This window comes from Ahrensia marina (assembly GCF_001293565.1).
Lineage (GTDB): Bacteria > Pseudomonadota > Alphaproteobacteria > Rhizobiales > Rhizobiaceae > Ahrensia > Ahrensia marina.
The window spans coordinates 1-22,803 of sequence record NZ_JXMU01000026.1; the positions used below are offsets into that span (position 1 = coordinate 1).

Below are 22,803 nucleotides of genomic sequence, written 5' to 3' on the forward strand. Positions count from 1 at the left end.
CGCGCGCGCGCGGAGCGCACGTAATCTTTGCCCAGCTCATCAACAACTGCAGCGCGCGTGATACGCGCATATGTTGCCAGCGACAATAGACCAAGCGCGATTGACGGCATAATAAGATGTGCCAGAGTTCCGGTTCCCGATGAAGGAAGCCAGCGCAGCCAGACACCGAAGAAAAGTATCATCATTATACCGGACCAGAATGTCGGCATGGATTGGCAGGCAAGCACAATACCCATGATAAAGCGCGAAATCGCGCGGCCGCGGGTGAGCGCCATCACCAATCCAAGCGGCAATCCTATCAGCAAGGCAACAACCAAAGCGCCACCGGCAAGCTGCAAGGTTTGCGGCAAGCGGCTAAGAATAATGTCCCAGACACTGGCGTTTTGGACAAAGCTGCGCCCAAGATCGAGACGTGCCATATCCATCAAAAAACTCGTATACTGCGCCCATAAAGAGCGGTCGAGGCCAAGCGTTACACGCATGGCCTCAATATCTGCCTGTGTCGCGGTTTCAGGCAATAAAAGCGCCGTTGGGTCCCCTGTGAGACGCTGGATAAAAAACACCAGCGTCACCACGCCAAAAGCTGCAATCAATGCCTGACCACCGCGATTAAGCAGAAAACGTAACATTATTCGGCAATGCTCATACGGTTAAGGAACATGCTTTCATTTGCAGTCGGTTCGAAAGTCAGATCCGACGCCGCGCCGTACAATACAGCTGCCTGATACATTGGCAGGATATAGTATTTTTCACGAACAATCTGATGCACTTTTTCATAGGCATCTTTACGTGTCTGCTCGTCCAGTGACACACGGGCAGTCTCGAGCAATTCGTCGAGTTCAGGGTCATTGACCCGGCTCCATGCACTACCCGAATGAAGGGTCGGATAAGCGATACCGTCAGCATCCTGACATGCGCAAGACCAGCGACCGAAGCTCAATTCAGAGTTTTCAGACGGCTCGGAACGCACAATGTTCAGATATGTCGGCATGTCCGTCACACTGATTTCGATATTGAAACCGACATCGTTGAGCATCTGTTGCAAGGCCTGAACAACGCGCTGGTCAAAAACTGGCGCTGTGGCAAACACTGCCGATGTTTCTGCAAGATCAGGATTTGCGGAAGTAATCTCCCGTGCGGCATCCGGATCATATACAAACGGCTCAATGTTTTCGGAATAACCAAAGTGCGCCGGGCTCGACATCTGGGCCATCGGTATTTCACCCGCACCTAGAAGTCCTTCGGTGATACCAAGATTATCGATGGCTAGGCTTGCAGCTTTTCGCATCTCGATGTCATTGAAAGGCGGCTTATCATTGTTGAGACCAAGATAGGCCACACGTTCTGTTGGCGCAGAAAGAACCTTTACGTCCGAGTTTGATGCCAATTGTGCCGCAGCATCGCTATCAATGCTTACAACCAGATCGGCTGTTCCTGCCTGAAGATCAGCAACGCGGGTTGCAGCATCCGGCACCGCACGGAATACGGCCTTTTCAAACGGGCCAGCCTCACCCCAGTAATTGTCGTTCCGGTTGAGCGTCACTGAAACGCCTCTGTCCCAGGCAGCGAATGAATAGGGACCGGAACCGACCGGCGATGCGTTAAACGCCTCAGCGCCGACTTCTTCAACGATTTTTTGCGGTACGATCGAAAGCTTCACCAATTGCGCCAAAAGAGCAGGATACGGCCCGTCAGTTGTCAAAGCGACCTTATTGCCATCAACAATTTTTGCGTCAGTGATCTGGTTGAACTGACCAAGTTGCGGTGATCCAAATTCAGGGTCAGTGATACGCTTTACAGAAAACACCACATCTTCCGGCGTAAGCGCAGAACCGTCATGGAATGTCACATCGTCACGGATCGTTAATGTCAGCTCCGTATCCGACGTCTGCTCCCATTCGGTGGCAATTTGAGCAACGATGTTGCCGTCATTGTCACGTGTGACAAGGTTGTCGAACACGTTGCGATAGACATAATAGCTATCCGGGTTCCATTGCATATGCGGATCTAGTGACGAAGGCTCTCCGGCCAAATCAATCGTAAGATCCCGGGCCAGAGCGGGTGTCACGATAACGGCTAAAGCTACCCCCGCAAGAAAACTCTTCATTGAATGTTTCATGCTTCTCTCCTGTTTTTGGTAGATGTGGTTGGTTTTGGTCGTGCTTGCGATCCGTTGCCTGACATCAGCGGCGTATCGCTTTTTAAGAGCTGGCGAAGGAAGAACGTTTCTTGCTCTTCTATCAGCTTCTCCCGCTCAAGCCTTATGGCTTCGCCATCCCCATCCAGTATTGCTTGCACTAGCTCGCGTATCTCAACACGGTGGAACAACTGCCTGTCGCCCACACCTTCCAAGAAATGGGTGATACGCGCAGAATGATGCCACAGCTTGCGCAAATGACGCGCTGTAAACGGGTTTATTGATTGCAGCATCAAACCATCGATACGATTTACATAATGACGGAATGAAGCCACGGCACCCGCTTCGGTCCGGCCGTATAAAGCCTCAATGACACTGGCAATCTGAATAAGCTCAGCTTTTGAGTCCGCGCTTAACTTCAGATCGCCTAAAGCCGGCTCGGCGACACGCCGCGCATCCAGAACCTGACCAATCAAAGCGCCCGTCACCGGTAATACCAGCCAACCAGTGCGCGGCTGCGGTGTCGCCCACCCGTCATACCCAAGCCGGGTTAAACCGGAGCGCGCGGCTGCGCGAGTCAATCCAAAACGATCCATCATGTCCGCCTCGGTAACAACTTCGCCGGGCTCGATTTCACACCAGATCACAGCATCAAGCAGCCGGTCTTCTGCAAATCGTGCTTTTGCTTCCGGCGCTGGAACGCCCTCAGCAGTGGTTACAGGGCGCAACATTGGTGAACTTGGATCGTACATAAAAATCTCAATTCGTTGTTGTTGACATGTTAGACATGAGTTTTAAACATTTTCAATAGTGCTTATTAATTTTTTTAAAGGAGCCTTCAATGGGGCAGAAACACATATCGGTTGCGGGTGCTAACACATTGCTTGGGCAGCATTTTCTGGCCCGAACAGCTGCAGATGAAGCAATCGTAATCGACAGCTTTCACAGCGAACTGTGCAAAGACGGCAACTTTAATTTGATGGATAAAACGCCTTGGCAGTTAGCTACCGCAATAGCAGAGCACTATGCCAAAGTACCTGTTCTCAGAGCGGATTCACCGCCACTGGCGCCAATTTTGATCTCTTTTTTGCCAGACAGGATTGGTGAGAAAATAGAGAAAATACACTTAGCCCGCGGCACACGGTTGGTCACGCACTGTGAATATGCGCGCTATAAAGCACCGCTCGCTATTCCCGGCGTGTTGCCGGTCGAGCCTTCCGCCGGATTTATAGCCACACCGAATTGTACGACCGCAATGTGCGCTTTGCCGCTACATCATTTGCACAAAGAACATAAAATTCGCGCTGTCACGATCACAACATTGCAAGCCATAAGCGGCACCGACTTACCGGGAATGCCGGCTCATATCATTCACGATCATGTCATCGGGCATCTGGAAGGAGAAGCTGAAACCCTGACTAATGAATTGAGTCATATTTTCAACAATGCCTTTGCATTGAACAGTTTTGCAACCCGTGTACCCGTCTGGAGGGGCCATACAATTACAATGGCAATATCCTTTGCTGACAAAACCGATGCAAAGACGGTGAGGCGTACCTTGGCCAGAACCAGCAATATCGAATTCAAAAACCAAAACGCACGCGATAATTTCAGCAATTATTGGCCGATGACAACAATCACAAATATAAGGGACGGTAATGATGCGGTGCTTATTGTTTTGAAAGGTGACAACCTGGAAGCCGCAACAACCGGGATCATGCATGAAATCGTCCATATGCTAGCGCCATAATAACGCTATATGATCGATGTACAGCGATCCAACTAGCGATAAACTACCTGTGGAAGCCACAAAGCAATTTGCGGGAAAACCATTATTAGGAAAAGAACTGCCAAAAGCGGAATTAAGAACGGCATTGTTGCCCGCACACAATCTTCAAAGCGCACATTCGCAACCTCTGCCAACACATAAAGAACCATTCCGATGGGCGGTGTCAAAAGTCCAATCATCAGATTGAGGATGACAAGTATTCCCAAGTGAACCGGATCAATACCGACAGTGCTTGCTATCGGAATAAGTACAGGAACGAGAATAGTTATCGCAGCGATTGTCTCCATGAACATGCCAATGACAAGCACAAGAAGCATCATCATGAAGAGTATGCCGATCTTGCTGTCTGTTATACCAAGCATGGCATTACCCAGAACAGCAGCCGCCTGATTGGCTGTCAAAATCCATGCAAAAATTGCGGCCGCAGCGACAATCATCAATATTGCTGCGGATGTCTCGATTGTATCCATCGACACTCTTAGTAGGTGTCTCCAGTTCAAGGTGCGATAAACACCAACACCCAGAAACAATGCATAGAACACAGCGGCAACCGCTGCTTCCGTTGGCGTGAATGCACCAGTGGCAATCCCGCCCACAATGATAACCGGCGTCAGCAGAGGTAAGAATGCCGCACGAAAGGTGTGCCACAGTGCGCACAAGTCAAAACCGCCATCTTTGGGATAGTTGCGACGCATTGAATACCAAGCGACCATAATCATGAGCGCCACCGCCATTAATAAGCCAGGCACAAGCCCGGCAGCAAACAGCTCACCAATCGACACAGAAGCCATTACGCCGTAAATCACCAATGGCAATGAGGGCGGAATAATTGGTCCGATGGTCGAAGAAGCGGCAGTCACGCCAACTGCAAAATCCGAGTCGTATCCGGCATCGCGCATGGCTTTGATTTCCACATTTCCCAGACCGCCAGCATCAGCAACAGCGGCGCCTGACATGCCTGCAAAAATGACACTCGCTCCAACATTTACATGCCCCAGCCCGCCCGGCAGCCACCCCACGAGCGAACGCGCAAATGTAAAAATCTTGGCGGTAATACCGCCGGTATTCATCAAATGGCCGGCAAGAATAAAAAACGGTATGGCAAGCAGCGGAAAGCTGTCCACGCCAGCGACCATATTGTGCAGAACCACAACATCAGGGACACCCGCAATTAATACATATATGAGTGATGCAGCGCCTAGTGACACGGCGACGGGCACGCCCATAACAAGAAACAGGACAAGAAAAACAAAAAGTAATGCGAGCGCCATGGTAAAACTTTCTCAGCCGAAATTATCAAGCTTTTCGGCAGCGACAGAACCGGCATCGCGGCGAAGTATTTGGATAATTCTAATAAATGCAAACAGCGCCATTAAAAAACAGGACGCGGTGACAGTGTAATAAATCAAGGATTTGGGCAGCGGCACCGAGGCCATGTATTGAGCCTTGGTTTTATATGCCAATTCGAGTCCCAGTACACCAAGCCAGCCAAAAAATGAGGCTGTTATGACCTCGGCGCTAACCGCAACAGGTTTGATCATCCATCGCGGCAGGAACAGGTAGAAAAATTCAAGATAGATATGCGATCCTTTTCGCACGCAAGTAATCGCACCGACAAAGCAAAGCAAAACCAGAAAATACCGAGACACTTCCTCCGTCCAGGCAAGACTGTCATTGAGAACATAACGGGTAAAGAACTGTGCTGCGACAAGACCAATCAAAATAACAAAAATCACAATAACCGGAGAATCCATCCAGCTAATATCCGAGATATCATCTGTTATCTCTTCGATTTCCGCCAGTTCTGCCTGATCGCTTTTAATTGCCGTCATTACATCCTCCCCCAATAGGCGCCCCCTTGTGCAAACAAAGGACGCGCCTTCTTGATGCTACATATTAATTGCTTCCGGACAATGATTGAAGTCTTTCGTAAAGCTCGGGGGAAAACGGAAGATCACCGGCAGTTAGTGCCGGCTTCACCGCAGCAATGAAAGGCTCGCGGTCCACAGTATTCACTGTAATGTTTTTCTCTTCGAACCAAGTCACGAGTTCCTGTTCTGCCTTTTCAATTTCATCACCGGCAGTTGCTGCGGTATCCTGCAAAGCCTTGATGACAGATGAACGGTCTTCCTCACTCAAACTATCCAATAATCTGCTCGTTGTTACAGTCAAAATGGAATTAGTAATGTGGCCGGTTAAATTGATATTGGTTTGAACTTCATAGAATTTTTTAGCCTGGATCGTTGTCAGAGGGTTTTCCTGCGCATCAACCACGCCCTGCTGCAAGCCAAGATAAACTTCTGAAAATGCCATAGGCGTTGGATTGGCACCAAGCGCTTTTGGAAAGAGCAAATAAGCAGGCGCATTTGGTACGCGAATTTTCAAGCCCTTCATGTCTTCTGGCTTTGTAACCGGTTTATTTGATGTGACATGACGCGAGCCGTAATAGCTGATGGCGACGATCTCATTCCCACCGGTTGCGTCTTTATATCCGTCCGCCAATTCTCTGAAGAGATCGCTGTCCCGATATAGTTTCCAGTGATCAAGGTCACGCAAAGTAAACGGAAAGTCGGTTATCGATATCGGTCCGTAAGATGTACCCGCAAAACCCGCACCGGTATAGATAATATCGACAGTTCCAAGGCTCAATCCTTCGTTGATTGCATCTTCCTTGCCAAGTGCCGAAGCCGGAAACACCTCAATTTTCACTCGGCCATCGGTTGCTTTTTCCACTTGCTCGGCAGCGGCAAGCGCGGCGCTGTGCAGCGGATGGGAAACCTCATACACATGGGCAAATTTCAGCATGCTTGCGGCCCATGATAATGTTGCTGTCAATGAGACAGCTGCCGTAACAGCCATACCACACAATAGTTTTAATACTTTCATAAACGTTACTCCCTTTATTTACTCTAAGTATTTCGATTGATTGAACCTTCAGATGGTTTTCACCGCCCCATCCAGCCGCCATCGACGGTTAGAATCTCCCCGCTAACGTAGTCGGATGCGCGTGATGCCAGAAATACAACAGGTCCGGCAAAGTCCTCCGGCTTGCCCCAACGGCCTGCCGGGATACGTTCAAGTATGGATTTTGATCGCACCGCATCGTCCTGCAACGCCTGCGTGTTATCGGTCGCAATATAACCTGGTGCTATCGCATTCACATTCACGCCCCTCCCTGCCCATTCATTGGCAAGCGCTTTCGTCAACTGCCCGATACCGCCTTTGGACGCAGCATAACCCGGCACTGTAATACCGCCCTGAAAGGTTAGAAGCGAAGCAGTGAAAATAATTTTCCCGCTGCCGCGCTCGACCATGGATTTCCCAACCTGCCGCGCCAATACAAATTGCGCAGACAAATTGGTTTCGAGCACCTCATCCCATAATTCATCGTCGTGCTCTGCTGCTGGTTTACGTTTAATCGTGCCAGCATTGTTTACGAGAATATCAATAGTTGGATGATCGGCAAGCACTTGATCTGCATATTTTCGCAAGGCTGCGCGGTCAGAAAAGTCACATTGATAGGACGTAAAGCTACGGCCCATAGCGCGGATCGTTTTGCCGACATCGCCCCCATCGGCCTCCAGCGTCGCACTAACACCGATAATTTCAGCACCAGCTTCTGCAAGTGCCTCCGCCATTCCCCGACCAATGCCGCGCTTTACCCCGCTTACAAGCGCCGTCTTACCAGACAGATCAAAAGATTTTAGAATACTCATTATGCGTCCTGTGTGATTTTTATCATGGATTTCATTGCGTTGGGATTAGCCGTAAGCGCTTCAAACGCAGCCTGAATATCATCGAGCGACTTGATGTCTGTGATGAAACTATCACAATCAACAACGCCTTCAGCGAGCAAGGTCATCGCTTGTTCATAATCTGACTTCAAATAAACCCGTGCGCCAATCAATTCGAGTTCGCGCCAGAAAAACTTGAACATGTCGATCTGGGGCTTGCTTGCATGGATAGCGACCATAACGATCCGCCCGCGTACCGCAGCAGCCTCAGTCATCAAATCAACGCCCGGCTGGCTACCTGAGACCTCAAATACAACGTCAGCGCCTTTACCGCCGGTACGCTCATGCACCAACTTGGCAACATCATCCGACTTCGGATTCAACGTTTCAAACCCAAGCTTTTGAGCATAGGCCAAACGGTTCTCATTGATTTCTGAAATAGTGACATTTGCGCCTGCATGACGCGCAACAAGCGCAATCAGCATACCGATTGGGCCACCGCCGATAACCAGAACATCTTCACCGGCAGAAACTTGGCCACGATCAACATCATGGCAAGCAACGGCCAATGGTTCGATCAATGCTGCATGAGACAGGTCAAGACTATTGGGCAAGACATGGATCGTATGCGCGGCCACGTTCCATTTTTGCTGAAAGGCTCCTTCGGTATCAATACCGATGAATTTCAAATTGTGGCAGATATGCTCATGCCCTGCTTTACATGCCGGACATTCTCCACAATGATCGAGCGGCCGTACGACGATATGCTGGCCAATTTCCAAACCTTCTACATTATCACCTATAGCGGAAATTACGCCCGACATTTCGTGACCAATGGTACGTTCAAAACCCACACGCTGGTCCATATGCCCAAGATAGATATGCAGGTCAGTGCCGCATATTCCACAATAAGCAACATCAATCTGTACTTCGCCTGAACCGAGTGCGGCAACAGGTTTACTGTCAACCGTGAACGTCTTGTTACCGCAATAAGTGGCTGCCTTAATGGACATTATCTCTCACTTTTTAAAATATTAGCATCGTTTAGTTTTTCCCAATCAAATGTTACGCCGACACCTGGCGTGTCGGGCGCAATAGCGCGCGCGTTCTCGATCACTAACGGGCGCGTTGTGTATTCATCGATCGGAAATGAGTGAACCTCCAGCCAGCCGCTGTCAGGAAGACCTGAAAGCAGACTGACATGCAACTCCTGCATGCCGTGGCTGCAAACCAGCACAGTGTATTTTTGCGCGAGTTTAGCAACCTGCAAGAACCCCGTTATGCCGCCGCAATTTGAAGCATCGGGCTGGATGAAAGAGAGTTTGGCATGCTTAAATGCTAACTCAAACTCATGAAGTGTGTGGAGATTTTCCCCCATCGCAAGCGGCATGCCCGAGGTCTCTACGATCTTTGCAAACCCAAAATAATCATCAGGAATCGTGGGTTCTTCAAACCATAATAGATCAAACGGTTTGAACGCTTCACACGCTGCAATGGCCTCATCCACCGACATGGAGTAATTCGCATCCACCATAAAGGCCACATCAGGGCCAACAAGATCGCGAACAGCAGCAATACGCTCGATATCTTCAGACAGTGTTGGCTGCCCGATCTTGATTTTCACCCCGTTAAAGCCGCGCTCAAGGTGCTTGCTTATTCCACATAGAAGCTTCGGCAACGGAAAGTTAAGGTCAATTCCGCCGCAATAAGCTTTGCAGGACTGTCCGGCCCCGCCCGCCATTCTCCACAATGGTTCGCCGCGCTGTTTCCCGCGCAGATCCCACAACGCAATATCAATTGCAGAGATTGCGAAAGACGCAATGCCCCCGCGTGCCACATAATGTACATGCCATTGCATCGCATCATATAGTGTTTCTAACTCGCCTGCCTCCTTCCCAATCAGGAACGGCGCGAGATCGTGCTGGATCATGGCCAGAATTGAATGCCCTCCTTTGCCGCCAGTATAGGTGTATCCCGTACCTGTGCAGCCGTTCTCAAGAAGGACAGTGACTGTGATCAGTTCGAAAAAATGGTGATCGCCATGCTTGGCATCGACAAGAACTTCAGCCAACGGAATATGAAACAGACGCGCATCGAGTGATTTAATTTTACTCATGCAACACGCCCTTTTCTTTTATTCCGTGACATCACGCGCGCTTGGAACAAGATAACCGCAAACAGGAAGCCGCCACGGATCACCATCTGCCAGTAGGCACTGATGCTGATAGTTCCCAGACCGTTTTCAAAATTGAGAATATTGAAGACAAGACCAAGCAGTAAGGCACCGGCAACAGTTGCAGGCACTGACCCTAACCCGCCGGTCAGCAAAGTACCGCCGACAACCACAGCTGCGATGGCAGACAGCTCCCAGCCGATGCCTTCGAGGGGTTGTCCCGCACCAAAACCGGAAGCCAGAATAACACCCGCCAGACCAGCGCATCCGCCAGAAAGAAGATAGACAAATGCTTTGGTTCGATTAACCTTCAAGCCCATCAATGTCGACGCATCTTCGCTGCCGCCAATGGCTAATACTGTGCGACCCAGCGATGTTTTCTCAAGAAGAAACCATAGACCAACAACAATGATCCCCACCACGACAATGGACCACGGCAAAATGTTGAAGACTTTTTCCATACCCATTTTGGTGAAGTTGGATCCCCAGTCCACCGCAATTGTATCCGCACCGGAGATGACAAGTGCACCACCTTTAGCGCCAAGCATCGTTGCCAACGTTGCGATGAAAGGCGGAATACGCAAAGCAATGATAAAGAATGCATTGAGCCCGCCAAAAAGCATCCCTGCCAGCACCGCAATGGGCAGGGCAATCTCAATACCATAAGGAGACATATAGGCTGCAACAACTGATGTGAATGCGGCAACCGAACCGACAGACAGGTCGATACCGCCCGTCATTATGACAAAGCTCATGCCCACCGAAATAATGATGAACATCGAATTATAGTTCAAAAAGGATGATATATTATAAGCGCCGCCGAAATTATCATAGCGAAGCAAACCAAATGTGATGAGTGCCGCAAGTGCAATCCATACAGCTATTGATTGAGGATTTCGCGAAATATAGCTACGCAGATCGAAAGCATTGGTATCTAACATGGCTTACTCCTTACGCGCTTGCTGCACATAAACGGCAGCCACAATAATGAGCGCCTTGGCTATGAGGGCAACTTCATCTTCCACGCCATTTGCCAGCAAGGTGTATTTTACGAGCTGAATAATAACCGCGCCCAGAATGGCACCGAAAATAGGCGCTCTACCTCCTTGCAATAAAGCCCCGCCGACAACTGCCGCCGCAATCGCATCTAGCTCCATCAGATCGCCATTGCGCGCAGCATCAGATGCGGAATTGATTGCGACGACAATCAAGCCGGCCAAGCCTGCAAGAGCGCCGCATATTATATAAACTGCAATTTTAACGCGGCGCACTGGACCGCCGGACAAGGTGGCGGCCCGTTCATTGCCGCCAACAGCAAGCACATACCGGCCAAAAATCGTCCGGTTAATGACCCAGAACAAAACAATAGCAATGACAATTGCCAGCCAGCCTTGAAAGGGCAAACCAAGAATTTTGCCAGTACCGAGATAGCTGAAGGCTGGATTTTTAAATGTTTGTAAATTGCCGTTGGTCAAAACCTGCGCAATGCCGCGACCAGATATAAACAGTATTAGTGTTGCAATAATCGGCTGCACCTTCAGAATTGAAACAAGAGCGCCATTGAATAGGCCGCAGGCCATGGCAACCAACACCGGAAAACCGATCGCTAATGCCACGCCAAGAACGGGGTACATTTGCCCGAATTCCGACTGGAAAATAAGCGGTGCAATTGCGCCTGCCAAAGCCATAATCGCCCCCACAGAAAGGTCGATACCGCCGGTGGCAATTACCAAGGTCATTCCCATTGCGACAATCGCGATCGTGGCAACCTGGCTAATGTTCACGAACAGTGTTTGTAATTGTAGAAAGTTGGGTGTTACTAAAATATTGAACACAAGGATCACGGCCAGAGCCACGAGCCCGCCATGATTTCGCAGGACTTTCTTCCAGTTAAATGCCGGCCCAAAAGACTGGCTTACATAGTTTTGCGCACTCATGCCGCTTCCCCATCCGTGTGTGCCAAAGCGTGCACGAGAATGTCTTCCGTAATGCCCGGGTTCTTCAGTTCTGTTATCGAGCGCCCTTCGTTGAGAACAACAATCCGGTCAGCGCCTTCAACCAATTCCTCAAACTCGGAGCTTATCAACACAACGCCGAAACCTTTGCTGACAAAATCGCGGATGATCGCTTGAATCTCACGTTTCGCCCCGACATCGACACCGCGTGTTGGTTCATCAAGAATAAGCAGCTCCGGCTCAACGGCCAGCCACCGCGCAAGCAGAACTTTCTGTTGGTTGCCACCTGAAAGCTCGCGTATAGGCTGCTCCATGCCCGCTGTTTTAATGCCAAGCGCCTCAATAAAGCCCTGAACAATCTCGCGCTCTCTTGCCCGATCAATTTGTCCGTTGCGCGTGAGCTTTGGCAAAAGTGCCAATGTTAGATTTTCGCGCACGGTCATGTCGGGAATAATCCCTTCTGCTTTGCGATCTTCTGTCAGAAATGCAATACCGGCCTTTATTGCCGCTGCCGGTGTTTCCAGACGCGCATCCAACCCTTTCAAGGAGACAGTACCGCTAGCAAGTGGATCAATACCGAAAAGCGCACGCGCAGCTTCTGTTCTACCCGAGCCTAAAAGCCCGCCAAGGCCGACAATTTCACCGCGGTGAACCGTCATATCCAGCTTCGTCAAACGCGGGCCGGTTGCGATATTATCAGCATGCAAAAGCACCTCGCCGTGTTTAGCGGCACCGCCGGAAAATTCGGTCATACCCGCTTCAGCGATTTCGCTTGAATCACGCCCCAACATACCCGAAATAAGGCCAAGCTTTGTGACACCATCCATCTTGCGGCAGTCAACTGTTCGCCCGTCACGCATTGTCGTTACACGATCACAGATTTCGAAAAGCTCATCGAGGAAATGCGAAACGTAAAGCACCGACACACCTGCATCGCGCAGGCTGCGCACAACGCCAAAAAGAACTTTGACTTCTGAGACATCGAGCGAAGATGTCGGCTCGTCCATAATCACCAGTTTCGCATCCAGTGATACAGCACGCGCGATTGCGACTAGTTGTTGAATCGCGGTTGAAAAACTCCCCAACCGGGCAGTCACATCAATATCAATACCAAAGCGTTTAAGTATTTCACGCGCACGATTATGCGCTTCATCCCAGTCTATGAATACGCCCAGCTTTTTGGGCTCATAGCCCATTACAATGTTCTCTGTGACCGAACGCAGAGGAACAAGATTCAACTCTTGATAGATTGTCGCAATTCCTGCGGCCTGCGCTTCCCGCGGGCTGCTTATCAGGCTCTCTGCACCGTCAAACTCTACCGCACCGTCATCACTGCGATAAACACCTGTCAATATTTTGATCAGTGTAGACTTACCGGCTCCGTTCTGCCCGATAAGCGCATGCACTTCGCCTTTTTCAATTTCAAGCGATGCGCCGTCGAGCGCGACCACGCCATTAAACGCCTTCTGTATTGCGCTCATTTTTAATAATTGTGACAATTATCCCCCTCGCTCCTCGAACAAACCAGGAGGCGTCAAGCTGTACGCCCCCTGCTTCATTGGGAGGTAATCAGTAAGCGTCGTCGACATTTTCTGCCGCATTTTCCTGTGTGAAAATGCGGTCTTTCACCTGAACCCAAGGCTCAATTTCCTCACCGGCGGCATAACGTTTCATCGTTTCACACGCCAAAGGACCAAAGAAAGGAGAGCTTTCGACAGTTACGCCCATTTTGCCATCAATGATGGCTTGAAGCGCGTCGCGTGTGCCGTCAATTGAAACGACCAAAACATCTTCGCCCGGTTTGCGTCCTGCAAGTTCCAGAGCTTGAATTGCACCAATTGCCATTTCATCATTGTGGGCATAAACGACGTCGACATCCGGGTGTGCCTGAAGCAATGTCTCCATAACCTGACGCCCTTTATCGCGCGCAAAATCACCTGTCTGGGAAGCAACAATCGTGAACCGCGAATCTTTAGCGATTGCGTCATCGAAGCCTTTTTTGCGATCATTGGCCGGAGATGAACCTGTTGTACCTTCGAGCTGGACAACAACGGCTTTGTCGCCTTCGAAATTTTCAATTGTCCATTCTGCAACACGGCGACCCTGATCAATAAAATCGGACCCTAGGAAAGACACATAGTCGACGCCCGCCTTGGCATTATTCGGATCAACCGAGCGGTCAACAAGGAATGTCGGAATGCCTGCTGCGGCCGCTTTCTTCACGGCTGGAATCAACGGCTTTTCTTCACGCGGGGGTAAAAATAAAACATCGATACCCTGAGCGATCATGCTGTCTACATCGGCCACCTGCTTGGCAGCCGAACCACCAGCATCTGTAGTGATGAGATCCCAGTTGCACGTCTCCGCAGTGTCTACAAAAGATTTTGTTTCCGCAATGCGCCAAGGATTGTTGGACTCCATTTGCGGGAACCCCACCTTGTAGCGTTCCTTCTGTTCAAGCGGCGGCAGACTTTGAGCCATTGCCACTGTGGACATTGCAAGCGCTAGAAAAGAAGCACCCAAAATTGTTCTGCGTTTCATTATAGTTCCTCCTCATTGTGCGGCCATCTTCCTCTTGGCCGTTTGGGTTAATCCCAATTCAAATAGCTGGTCTGCTTTCGCATATAGCCATCGAAACCGTATTTGCCGTCTTCGCCGCCAAGGCCCGACATTCCCCAGCCAGTATGAAATCCCTGAACGGCCTCGCCATTGCTTCGGTTGAGATAAAGCTCACCGAATTTCAAAACGTGTGGCGCAAGTTGAATGTGCTTGAAGTTTTTTGTGAACAGGTAGGCAGACAGCCCATATTGAGTATCATTGGCCAATGCGACCGCTTCATCGAATGAGTCGACCGTCATCGCGACCGCTACGGGTCCGAAAACCTCATCGCGAATGGCCGGAATCTTATTATTTTTGACGGATAGAACAGTTGGCGCCATCCAGTGGCCTTGCGCATATTGGCCGCTGTCCAAAATACCGCCCTCAAGCAACACTTCGGCGCCTGCCTCTACGCTTGCCGCAATTACGCCAGCAACCTTATCACGCTCAAAGCGGCTAATCTTCGGGCCCAAATCAACCGCTGCCATCGGATCGCCAATTGTAAGCGCCTGCGAGGCCGCGACGAATTTACCCATGAACTCGTCAGCAATCGAGCTATGCAAATACATACGCTCGTTACAGGTACAAATTTGCCCGCAGTTTGTATAACGCGCCAACACAGCGGCTGCGACCGCAGCATCAATGTCTGCATCGTCCATAACAATGAATGGCGCCTTGCCACCAAGCTCAAGACGAACAGTTTTGATCGTGTCTGCCGCTGTACGGAATATTTCTTTACCCGCACGAGTACTGCCGGTCATTGTCACCATTGCCGTCAAGGGGTGCTCTAGCATCGCCTGACCGGCTACTCGCCCTCTGCCGGTTATCGAATTAAAGACCCCGGCCGGAAATCCCGCATTGTGAGCAAGCTGCGCAAGCGCCAGACCGGATAGAGGTGTATGTTCGTGAGCCATCAACACAAATGTGTTGCCCGCAACCAACGCAGGTCCAAGCTTTCGGGCAGCAAGCGCTGCCGGATAATTCCAGGCTGTCAATCCGACAACCACACCATAGGGATGGCGGCGAATCTGTATTTCCTCGTTTAGGTTATCAGAAGCGACAATATCACCTTCAATGCGACGCGCATTTTCTGCCGCGTAGGTCAGAAAAGTTATGACTGCATCAATTTCGCCCCGCGCCTGCGCAATCGGCTTTCCCTGCTCAAGCGTCACAATGCGAGCCAATGCCTCGTGGTTAGCCTGAACTTCACTGGCTAGCTCCATTACTAGCCGTGCACGCTCAATAGCCGGTCGTCCCGCCCAACCTGTGAAAGCCTTCTGCGCGGCTTCGACAGCCATTGCGGCATCGTCTGCTGTTCCATCAACAATTGAAGCAATGACAGATTCGTCTGTCGGGCTTTCAACCTCAATTATCTCCCGTCCTTTCGGGTGAAACCAGGCGCCATCAATATAAATGCCTGCAGCAACAGGGTTAGAACTTGAAATGTTTAAATTGAACACGCTTTATCCATTTTGGTATGACCAATTTGGTTGTACCAAACATTTTTAGAAGAAGCTTGTCAATAGCGTAATTTCCTACACAGTGCCTTAAAATGCTTATTCAGTAGCTATCTACCGGTTTATTTAAATACTATTGCGTTTGCATTACCCCGATATTTTTGTCATATTCAACTCAGCAGATAGTTTTTAGTAGGACCAAAAAGCCTATGTCATTAGATGAAAATATTCGTGCCGCCGATGCAATCGTGGCAGAACTAGAGTCTCAAATCGTTTCGGGGCGCCTTAGAAACAAAAGCCCCTTGCCTGCAGAACGCGAATTAATGGAGCAGTTCGGCACCAGCAGAACTGTCGTAAGGGAAGCCATTTCGACACTATCCAATCGCGGGCTGGTTGAGAGCAAGCCCCGATTTCGCCCAATCGTCAGCAAACCGGATTATGCGACGGTGTTGAACGCGACCGGAAATGTTGTCAGACACCTTCTCAATGAGCCTGGCGGCGTAAAAAACCTGTATCAAAGCCGTGTCTTTATGGAGCGTGGCTTAGTAAGGCAGGCAGCAGTCTCTGCAACCAAAGACGACATAAGCGATCTTAAATCTGCTCTGGAAGCCAACAAGAATGCGATCAACAATTCAGAAGAGTTTTACAGAACTGATAATGCCTTCCACGGGGTCCTGTATCAAATTCCGCAAAATCCGATTTTCCCCGCACTTCATGAAGGATACACATCCTGGCTAGCACCACAATGGGCACAAATGTTGCGTCTGCCTGAGCGAAATCTGGCAAATTACAAAGCACACAAAGCCATTCTTGATGCGATATTGGAACGTGATCCCGACGCAGCCGAAGAAGCATTGAGCGTTCATCTTAAGGCGGCATGGGAATATGTGCGCGTTACATTTGATATGGACGCCGAGTGAAATGGAAAATTTTGACCATATTGTTATTGGCGGCGGCTCGTCAGGATGTGTAGCGGCTGCAAGACTTGTATCGGACAGCAACGCTAGAGTTCTCGTTCTGGAAGCAGGACACTCAAACCGCCACCCGTTGCTTGATATGCCGCCCGGCATTTTCAAGATGATAAATGGCTCAAAATATATGCGCTATCATAAAACGATCCCGCAAGAGCATCTCGACGGGCGCGTGCACGACATACCTCAAGGGCACGTGCTAGGCGGTGGATCATCGGTTAACGCGCAGGTTTACATGCGCGGCAGACCTTCCGACTATGATGAATGGCAGGAAATTCTACGTGGCAACAACGACAATATCGGCTGGGGCTGGAAAGATGTTCTGCCTCATTTCCGTAAAATGGAATCAAACAACCGGTTAAACAATGAACTGCACGGCACCAATGGTCCGATGCTTGTCTCTGACCCTGGACACATAGATGAAATGTCGCGCTGGTTTGTGCAGGCAGTACAAGCACTGGGCGAGCCGTTCAATCCTGACTTTAACGGTAGCAGCCAACGCGGCGTCGGCTTCTATCAGTTCATGAACCGATATGGAAAACGCAGCTCGGCAGCCTACGCATATATTGAGCCGCTAAAAAACAATCCTAAGTTGACAGTTAGATTGAACGCAGAAGTCCTTCGAATTGTCATTAAGAACGGCGCTGCCAAAGGCGTAACCTATCGGGACCGCCAAGGCGAGACTAAAACAGTCTATGCCGATGGCGAAATCATTGTCGCCGCCGGCGCGCTGGTTACGCCCAAAATATTGATGCTGTCCGGTGTCGGTCCTGCCGACCATCTTAAAGAACATGATCTCGATGTTCATATCGACCTACCAGGGGTTGGCCAAAACCTTATTGATCATCCGGAAGTTCACGCCACTGCGTTGGCAAACGGCGCTTACGGCTATTACAGACAGGGCAACGGGTGGCGGATGCTTAAAAATGGTATCCAGTTCAAACTGTTTGGCTCCGGTCCTGTCACTTCAGCAGGCGTGGAAGCCGGTGCTTTCGTCAATCCGGATAATCCGGACACGCCGCCGACAATTCAGGCCTTTTGTGTGCCAATCGTATATCTGGATCGAGATACACTTGGCCTCGTCGACGACGGACATGGGTTAACGATCACCACTGTGGTTGTAAAACCCAAGTCTCGCGGCGAAGTGCGGCTGAAATCGGCCAACCCGACTGATATGCCGGTAGTCTCGCCAAACCTGCTCAAACATCCCGAAGACATGAAGGATATGGTGGCAGGACAGCGCTTTTTCATAAAGGCGCTGCAAGCGTCACCGCTTGCAGAGCATATTGAACGCATTGCAATCCCGTCACCTGACGATCTTTCAGATGATGCTTTAAAAGCCCATTGCAAACGGTTCGTGAAAACCAACTACCACCCGGCAAGCACCGCAAAAATGGGAGCAGATGGAGACCCGATGGCCGTACTGGATGCAAGGCTGCGTGTGAGGGGTATTAAGAACTTGAGGGTTTGCGATATGTCCGCAGTCCCCAACATTAATGCCGGAAACACCAATGCTCCAGCGATGATGCTAGGTGACCGATGCGCCGACCTGATAATGGAAACAATTTAGTTACACAGAAAGTAACAGTGTCATAGGAACAAACAGCGGACCGGCTAAGCCATTTGGCAGCTCAATGGTTCTGAAATACCAAATGGCCCGACCCGCTATTCGGCCGCTATTTTCATCGCTTTCGGGTTCTCGATTTGATTAAGCAGTTCCTGTCGTCTTTGTTCATGCGCCATACGCGCTTCATCCTTGACCGGTCCAAAACCGCGCACCTGATCAACAGAGGACAAAAGTGACAAGGCAATGTGAGGAGGAATGCTCCCAAGCTTGCCAAGAACCAGCTCGATGTCCTTCTCATATTGCGCAATCAATGCGCGCTCCGCCTTGCGCTCTTCGCTTCTTCCAAACGGATCAAAAGGTGTGCCGCGCAGGCCTTTCATTTTTGTAAGAAAGCTGAACAACTTTAATGTCAGTGGACCGAATTCACGTTTTTTGGGACGTCCATTCGGTGCCGTACCACTGAGAACCGGCGGCGCAAGATTAAACGAAATCCGGTAATCGCCATCAAATTGCTCATCAAGTGCGGCCTTGAATTCCGGCTCTGTAAATAGGCGCGCCACCTCATACTCATCCTTATAGGAAAGCAGTTTTGAATAGTTCACGGCCACAGCACGTGTTAACGATTCACCGTTTCCAAAGCCGCTCGTCGCTTTGCGAACCTTTTCAACCATTTGCCTGTACCGGTCGGCCAGAGCTTTGTTCTGATAAGCCGTCAGATGGGAGGAACGATGATCAATCAGTTCATCAAGAGACATTTCGTCCTGAACAATCGACGCAGATTTATCCCGTAGTTTTGACATGACGAAATCAGGATCATGCGCCAGATACCGCCCCCAGTTTAAGGCGGCAATATTGGCGTCGATTGCAATACCGTTCAAACGTATTGCTTCTTCCAAAGCCTCAACGCCAACCGGTACAAGACCTTTTTGCAAAGCATAGCCAAGCATCATGATATTGGTCGCAATTTCATCGCCGGCCACGGTGACGGCAATATCGGAAAAGTCACGGAAATCGTCTTTCGAGCGAACCGTTTCGGCAACTGTCCGCTGAACGCCCGCAGCTTTAAAATCAAAGTCCCGCATCCGCACGAAATCAGAAACGGGAATAACCTTTGTATTGATAATACCGTGTGTTCGCTCAGGGTTACAAATAATCGTGCCATCTTTGGAAGCCGCCACAACAGCATCTGCGGCGATAATCACATCAGCGCAGCCATTGGCAATACGCGGCGAGCGCACCGGCTTATCTTGCGGTGAAATGCGGATATGACTCAACACTGCGCCACCTTTTTGCGCAAGGCCAGCCATATCCATGATCAGAGGGTTCTTGCCTTCAATATGCGCCGCCATACCGATAAGAGCGCCGATTGTCAGAACCCCTGTACCGCCGACACCTGTCACCGCTATATTCCATGGCTTTTCCATCACAGGCTGTTGCGGCTCAGGCAGTGTTGAAAAATCAGGCATCTGCGCCGGAGTATTTTTCTTCTTTTTGCTACCCCGCACGGTCACGAAAGACGGACAGAAGCCTTTAAGGCATGAATAATCCTTGTTGCAGGAAGACTGGTTGATCTGGCGTTTACGGCCAAATGCTGTCTCATGAGGCTCGATAGCAATACAGTTTGACTGCTTTGAACAATCACCGCAGCCCTCGCAAACCGCAGGATTAATAAATAGCCGCTCATCAGGATCAGGCGCAGCCTTATGTTTGCGTCTTCTGCGCAATTCCGCCGCGCAAGTCTGAACATAAACAATGGCCGTTACGCCCGGCACATCGCGCAGCTCAACCATAACCTCATCAATATAATCGCGATGTTTGACAATCACGCCAGGCGCTAAATCATGCGGTGTATAAAGATCAGGCTTGTCAGACAAAAGATAGATCTTTTCCACGCGCTCATGGTGTAGCTGATGCGTTAACTGTTGCGGCGAAAGCTCCCCGTCAATTGGCTGGCCGCCGGTCATGGCAACCGCATCATTGTATAAAAGCTTATAGGTGATATTGGCTTTGGCAGCGACAGATGCCCTGATAGCCAATGTACCTGAATGGAAATAAGTGCCGTCCCCTAAATTGACAAAACGGTGCTTTTCATCGGTGTAGCGGCCAATAGCTGTCCACGGCACACCCTCCGCTCCCATATGGGAAAAGGTTTCCGTGTTACGGTCCATCCACTGCACCATAAAGTGACAGCCGATCCCTGCCATAGCCTTGGAGCCTTCGGGAACACGTGTGGATGTATTGTGCGGACATCCGGCACAATAGTGCGGCAAGCGCGTAACCGGCGCGACATGTTTCAAGCCTTCCGCCTGACGGTGCTCCAAAACATGCAGCTTGGTTTCAATGCTTGCGGCCAAGCCTTCCGGCAGTCCCATTTTCAAAACCCTGTCGGCAATCGCCCGTGCAACGGCACCCACGGTCAAACCCGCGGAAAGCGAAAGAAACGGCTGGTCTTTTTCATCAAACTTACCGACGATGCGCGGCCGCACATCAGCGCGCCAGTTAAAGAGCTGTTCCTTAATCTGGTTTTCAATGAGCTCACGCCGCTCCTCGACAATCAAGACCTCTTCCAGCCCTTGCGAAAACTGGCGGATGCCAACCGGTTCAAGCGGCCATGGCATGCGGACCTTGTAAAGTCTAAGACCGATCACTTTGCGCTCTTCAGGTCCAATGCCCAGTTCAATCAAAGCCTGAACGACATCTTCATAGGCTTTACCCGAAGCGACGATGCCAAACCGCGCCTCCGGGCTATCCAGCGTAACCTTGTTGACATTGTTTGCCCGTGCAAAAGCAATTGCGGCATAGGCCTTTAGCTCCTGAAGACGCTGGTCCTGAACCAGTGGCGGATCAGGCCATCGCAGGTTAAGCCCTCCTTCAGGCATTTCGAAGTCTTCAGGCAGCACAAAACGTGTTTGCTCCTGCGCCAGATCAATGACTGACGTCGTTTCGATTGTCTCGGAGATAACTTTATAACCCACCCAGCAACCCGAATAACGGGACATGGCAATGCCAAACAAACCCATTTCTATAAATTCATGGATTGAGGAAGGATAAAGCACCGGCATCACAGCAGAAATAAACGCGTGGTCCGACTGATGCGGTATTGATGAAGATTTACAAGTATGGTCGTCACCGGCGAAAGCCAGAACACCGCCATGCTTCGAGCTGCCAGCCGCATTGCCATGTTTGAAAGCATCGCCGGACCGGTCAACGCCGGGGCCCTTACCGTACCAAAGACCGACAACACCATCACGGTTGGCTTGCTCAGAAAGATGAACCTGTTGTGACCCCCAGATTGAGGCAGCAGCCAGATCCTCGTTCAGCCCCGGCTGGAAGGAAATATTGTAAGGGTCCAAAAATTTCTTAGCCCGCACGATTTGCTGGTCAAGGTTACCGAGCGGCGATCCGCGATAACCGGAGATAAAAGTTGCCGTATTCAATCCCGCTTCGCGGTCGCGGCGCATTTGCACCATCGGCAAGCGGACCAAGGCCTGCGTTCCGGACAGGAAAACCCGTCCCGATGTCGCGGTGTATTTATCGTTCAATGTGACGTTCGCGTTCAATCTTCATCCTCCCGATGCTGAGTGACCGACATTGAAAGAGATAGGGTCAGATTGTGGACCGCGCTCGATTTCAAGTCTGATCTTAAACAGTAAGACGAACCAGCAGAAACATAGTCGCTAATTTTAAGAGTTTACACCAAGACGATGAAACAAGGTATCAGAAAAATGATAAAATAAGAGTACGTGTTGCTCAAAGCATCGAAATGCCATGACATAGCCACGAAAAATCCTGCGGACATTAAACGGGAATATCAGGCGTATTTTTTACCTCTTTCAGCGTCAGGCTTGTATTGATAAGCGAGACATGCGGCAGCTGGAGAAGCTTGTGTTTAACAGCTTCTTCGTAATCCCGAATACTTCGGGACAAAACCTTCAAGATGAAATCATATTCACCGGCAGTCGTGTAACACTCGACCACCTCAGGAATATCCCGGGATGCCCGCTCAAACTCCTCCAATGTGCTTCGTTTGTGCGATGCCATACGCACAAAGCAGAAAGCAACAATTTCAAAACCCATTTTTTGAGCATCAAGCAGGTAGCGTTTATCGGTTATATAACCTTCTTCCTGAAGCCTTTTGAGCCTGCGCCAACAAGGCGTGTGACTTAGCCCGGTCGCTTCACCCAGTTCCCGCATTGTCAGCTCCGGCTGGTTTTGCAGCACTCGGAGAATGCGTTTGTCCGCCTCATCCAACGATGTTTTATCCGGCATAACGCTCTCCAGCCTATCAGTTTTCCCAATAAGAGACATATTACACCATCCTACCGCATAGTTCAAAAGCGAAACAGTAACACTCAAAAGAGCAGGATATCGTCAGCTTGTTACCCAAGCGCCGCTTCACTCAAAGACACGTACTCTTATGGG

19 protein-coding genes are annotated in these 22,803 nt (G+C 50.2%); 3 read left to right on the top strand and 16 right to left on the bottom strand.

The window, feature by feature from the left end:
• The 3 genes from SU32_RS14570 to SU32_RS14580 all read right to left on the bottom strand — a co-directional run.
• Positions 1 to 629: ABC transporter permease (locus tag SU32_RS14570; RefSeq protein ID WP_054000113.1), on the bottom strand; the 629-nt coding region annotated here is incomplete at its 3' end.
• Entirely contained in the window at positions 629 to 2,119 is a 1,491-nt protein-coding gene (locus tag SU32_RS14575; RefSeq protein WP_054000114.1) for an ABC transporter substrate-binding protein, read from the bottom strand. The genes SU32_RS14570 and SU32_RS14575, both read right to left, overlap by 1 nt.
• Positions 2,116 to 2,889 carry a GntR family transcriptional regulator gene (locus SU32_RS14580; RefSeq protein WP_144421162.1) on the bottom strand — a complete coding sequence of 258 codons (774 nt, stop codon included), beginning with the start codon at positions 2,887 to 2,889 and terminating at the stop codon, positions 2,116 to 2,118. Before SU32_RS14580 ends, SU32_RS14575 begins: the two co-directional genes overlap by 4 nt.
• Before the next feature lie 89 nt (positions 2,890 to 2,978).
• On the opposite strand from SU32_RS14580, the gene SU32_RS14585 reads away from it, so the two are divergent.
• A complete protein-coding gene (locus SU32_RS14585; RefSeq protein ID WP_054000116.1) occupies positions 2,979 to 3,887 on the top strand; it encodes an aspartate-semialdehyde dehydrogenase in 909 nt (302 codons plus the stop codon).
• Positions 3,888 to 3,919: 32 nt separating this feature from the next.
• Here SU32_RS14585 and SU32_RS14590 read toward each other — a convergent pair whose 3' ends face one another.
• From SU32_RS14590 to SU32_RS14640, 11 genes are all read right to left on the bottom strand, one after another.
• Entirely contained in the window at positions 3,920 to 5,197 is a 1,278-nt protein-coding gene (locus SU32_RS14590; protein ID WP_054000117.1) for a TRAP transporter large permease, read from the bottom strand.
• A 12-nt stretch (positions 5,198 to 5,209) separates the two neighbouring features.
• On the bottom strand, positions 5,210 to 5,758 hold the full coding sequence (locus tag SU32_RS14595; protein WP_054000118.1) for a TRAP transporter small permease: 549 nt from the start codon (positions 5,756 to 5,758) through the stop codon (positions 5,210 to 5,212).
• Positions 5,759 to 5,822: 64 nt separating this feature from the next.
• Positions 5,823 to 6,812 carry a sialic acid TRAP transporter substrate-binding protein SiaP gene (locus SU32_RS14600; RefSeq protein WP_054000119.1) on the bottom strand — a complete coding sequence of 330 codons (990 nt, stop codon included), beginning with the start codon at positions 6,810 to 6,812 and terminating at the stop codon, positions 5,823 to 5,825.
• Positions 6,813 to 6,871: 59 nt separating this feature from the next.
• Positions 6,872 to 7,642: an SDR family oxidoreductase gene (locus SU32_RS14605; RefSeq protein ID WP_054000120.1), complete on the bottom strand. Its 771-nt coding sequence runs from the start codon at positions 7,640 to 7,642 to the stop codon at positions 6,872 to 6,874.
• Positions 7,642 to 8,673, bottom strand: coding sequence for a zinc-dependent alcohol dehydrogenase (locus SU32_RS14610; RefSeq protein WP_082376793.1), 1,032 nt, complete (start codon positions 8,671 to 8,673; stop codon positions 7,642 to 7,644). The genes SU32_RS14605 and SU32_RS14610 overlap by 1 nt, the downstream gene beginning before the upstream one ends.
• Complete coding sequence (locus tag SU32_RS14615; RefSeq protein ID WP_054000121.1) at positions 8,673 to 9,776, bottom strand: mandelate racemase/muconate lactonizing enzyme family protein; 1,104 nt, start codon at positions 9,774 to 9,776, stop codon at positions 8,673 to 8,675. Before SU32_RS14615 ends, SU32_RS14610 begins: the two co-directional genes overlap by 1 nt.
• Positions 9,773 to 10,774, bottom strand: coding sequence for an ABC transporter permease (locus tag SU32_RS14620; protein ID WP_054000122.1), 1,002 nt, complete (start codon positions 10,772 to 10,774; stop codon positions 9,773 to 9,775). Before SU32_RS14620 ends, SU32_RS14615 begins: the two co-directional genes overlap by 4 nt.
• A gap of 3 nt (positions 10,775 to 10,777) precedes the next feature.
• A complete protein-coding gene (locus SU32_RS14625; protein WP_054000123.1) occupies positions 10,778 to 11,770 on the bottom strand; it encodes an ABC transporter permease in 993 nt (330 codons plus the stop codon).
• Entirely contained in the window at positions 11,767 to 13,287 is a 1,521-nt protein-coding gene (locus SU32_RS14630; protein WP_342670092.1) for a sugar ABC transporter ATP-binding protein, read from the bottom strand. The genes SU32_RS14625 and SU32_RS14630 overlap by 4 nt, the downstream gene beginning before the upstream one ends.
• Before the next feature lie 70 nt (positions 13,288 to 13,357).
• Positions 13,358 to 14,329 (bottom strand): ABC transporter substrate-binding protein, encoded by a 972-nt coding sequence (locus SU32_RS14635; protein WP_054000125.1) that lies wholly within the window; start codon positions 14,327 to 14,329, stop codon positions 13,358 to 13,360.
• 47 nt (positions 14,330 to 14,376) lie between these two features.
• Entirely contained in the window at positions 14,377 to 15,846 is a 1,470-nt protein-coding gene (locus SU32_RS14640; RefSeq protein WP_211097786.1) for an aldehyde dehydrogenase family protein, read from the bottom strand.
• Between the two features lie 206 nt (positions 15,847 to 16,052).
• Between SU32_RS14640 and SU32_RS14645 the strand changes: the two genes are divergently transcribed.
• A complete protein-coding gene (locus SU32_RS14645; RefSeq protein ID WP_054000126.1) occupies positions 16,053 to 16,763 on the top strand; it encodes an FCD domain-containing protein in 711 nt (236 codons plus the stop codon).
• 1 nt (position 16,764) lies between these two features.
• Positions 16,765 to 18,384 (top strand): GMC family oxidoreductase, encoded by a 1,620-nt coding sequence (locus tag SU32_RS14650; RefSeq protein WP_054000127.1) that lies wholly within the window; start codon positions 16,765 to 16,767, stop codon positions 18,382 to 18,384.
• Positions 18,385 to 18,479: 95 nt separating this feature from the next.
• Here SU32_RS14650 and SU32_RS14655 read toward each other — a convergent pair whose 3' ends face one another.
• Positions 18,480 to 21,941, bottom strand: a complete 3,462-nt coding sequence (locus SU32_RS14655) for an indolepyruvate ferredoxin oxidoreductase family protein (protein ID WP_054000128.1) — start codon at positions 21,939 to 21,941, stop codon at positions 18,480 to 18,482.
• Between the two features lie 238 nt (positions 21,942 to 22,179).
• Positions 22,180 to 22,650: an Lrp/AsnC family transcriptional regulator gene (locus SU32_RS14660; protein WP_054000129.1), complete on the bottom strand. Its 471-nt coding sequence runs from the start codon at positions 22,648 to 22,650 to the stop codon at positions 22,180 to 22,182.
• Positions 22,651 to 22,803: the final 153 nt, after the last annotated feature.

Bases quoted from the DNA above. Each gene is read 5' to 3' on its own strand.
- SU32_RS14575 (WP_054000114.1), bottom strand. From the start codon at position 2,119: ATGAAACATTCAATGAAGAGTTTTCTTGCGGGGGTAGCTTTAGCCGTT.
- SU32_RS14580 (WP_144421162.1), bottom strand. From the start codon at position 2,889: ATGTACGATCCAAGTTCACCAATGTTGCGCCCTGTAACCACTGCTGAG.
- SU32_RS14585 (WP_054000116.1), top strand. From the start codon at position 2,979: ATGGGGCAGAAACACATATCGGTTGCGGGTGCTAACACATTGCTTGGG.
- SU32_RS14590 (WP_054000117.1), bottom strand. From the start codon at position 5,197: ATGGCGCTCGCATTACTTTTTGTTTTTCTTGTCCTGTTTCTTGTTATG.
- SU32_RS14595 (WP_054000118.1), bottom strand. From the start codon at position 5,758: ATGACGGCAATTAAAAGCGATCAGGCAGAACTGGCGGAAATCGAAGAG.
- SU32_RS14600 (WP_054000119.1), bottom strand. From the start codon at position 6,812: ATGAAAGTATTAAAACTATTGTGTGGTATGGCTGTTACGGCAGCTGTC.
- SU32_RS14605 (WP_054000120.1), bottom strand. From the start codon at position 7,642: ATGAGTATTCTAAAATCTTTTGATCTGTCTGGTAAGACGGCGCTTGTA.
- SU32_RS14610 (WP_082376793.1), bottom strand. From the start codon at position 8,673: ATGTCCATTAAGGCAGCCACTTATTGCGGTAACAAGACGTTCACGGTT.
- SU32_RS14615 (WP_054000121.1), bottom strand. From the start codon at position 9,776: ATGAGTAAAATTAAATCACTCGATGCGCGTCTGTTTCATATTCCGTTG.
- SU32_RS14620 (WP_054000122.1), bottom strand. From the start codon at position 10,774: ATGTTAGATACCAATGCTTTCGATCTGCGTAGCTATATTTCGCGAAAT.
- SU32_RS14625 (WP_054000123.1), bottom strand. From the start codon at position 11,770: ATGAGTGCGCAAAACTATGTAAGCCAGTCTTTTGGGCCGGCATTTAAC.
- SU32_RS14635 (WP_054000125.1), bottom strand. From the start codon at position 14,329: ATGAAACGCAGAACAATTTTGGGTGCTTCTTTTCTAGCGCTTGCAATG.
- SU32_RS14645 (WP_054000126.1), top strand. From the start codon at position 16,053: ATGTCATTAGATGAAAATATTCGTGCCGCCGATGCAATCGTGGCAGAA.
- SU32_RS14650 (WP_054000127.1), top strand. From the start codon at position 16,765: ATGGAAAATTTTGACCATATTGTTATTGGCGGCGGCTCGTCAGGATGT.
- SU32_RS14660 (WP_054000129.1), bottom strand. From the start codon at position 22,650: ATGCCGGATAAAACATCGTTGGATGAGGCGGACAAACGCATTCTCCGA.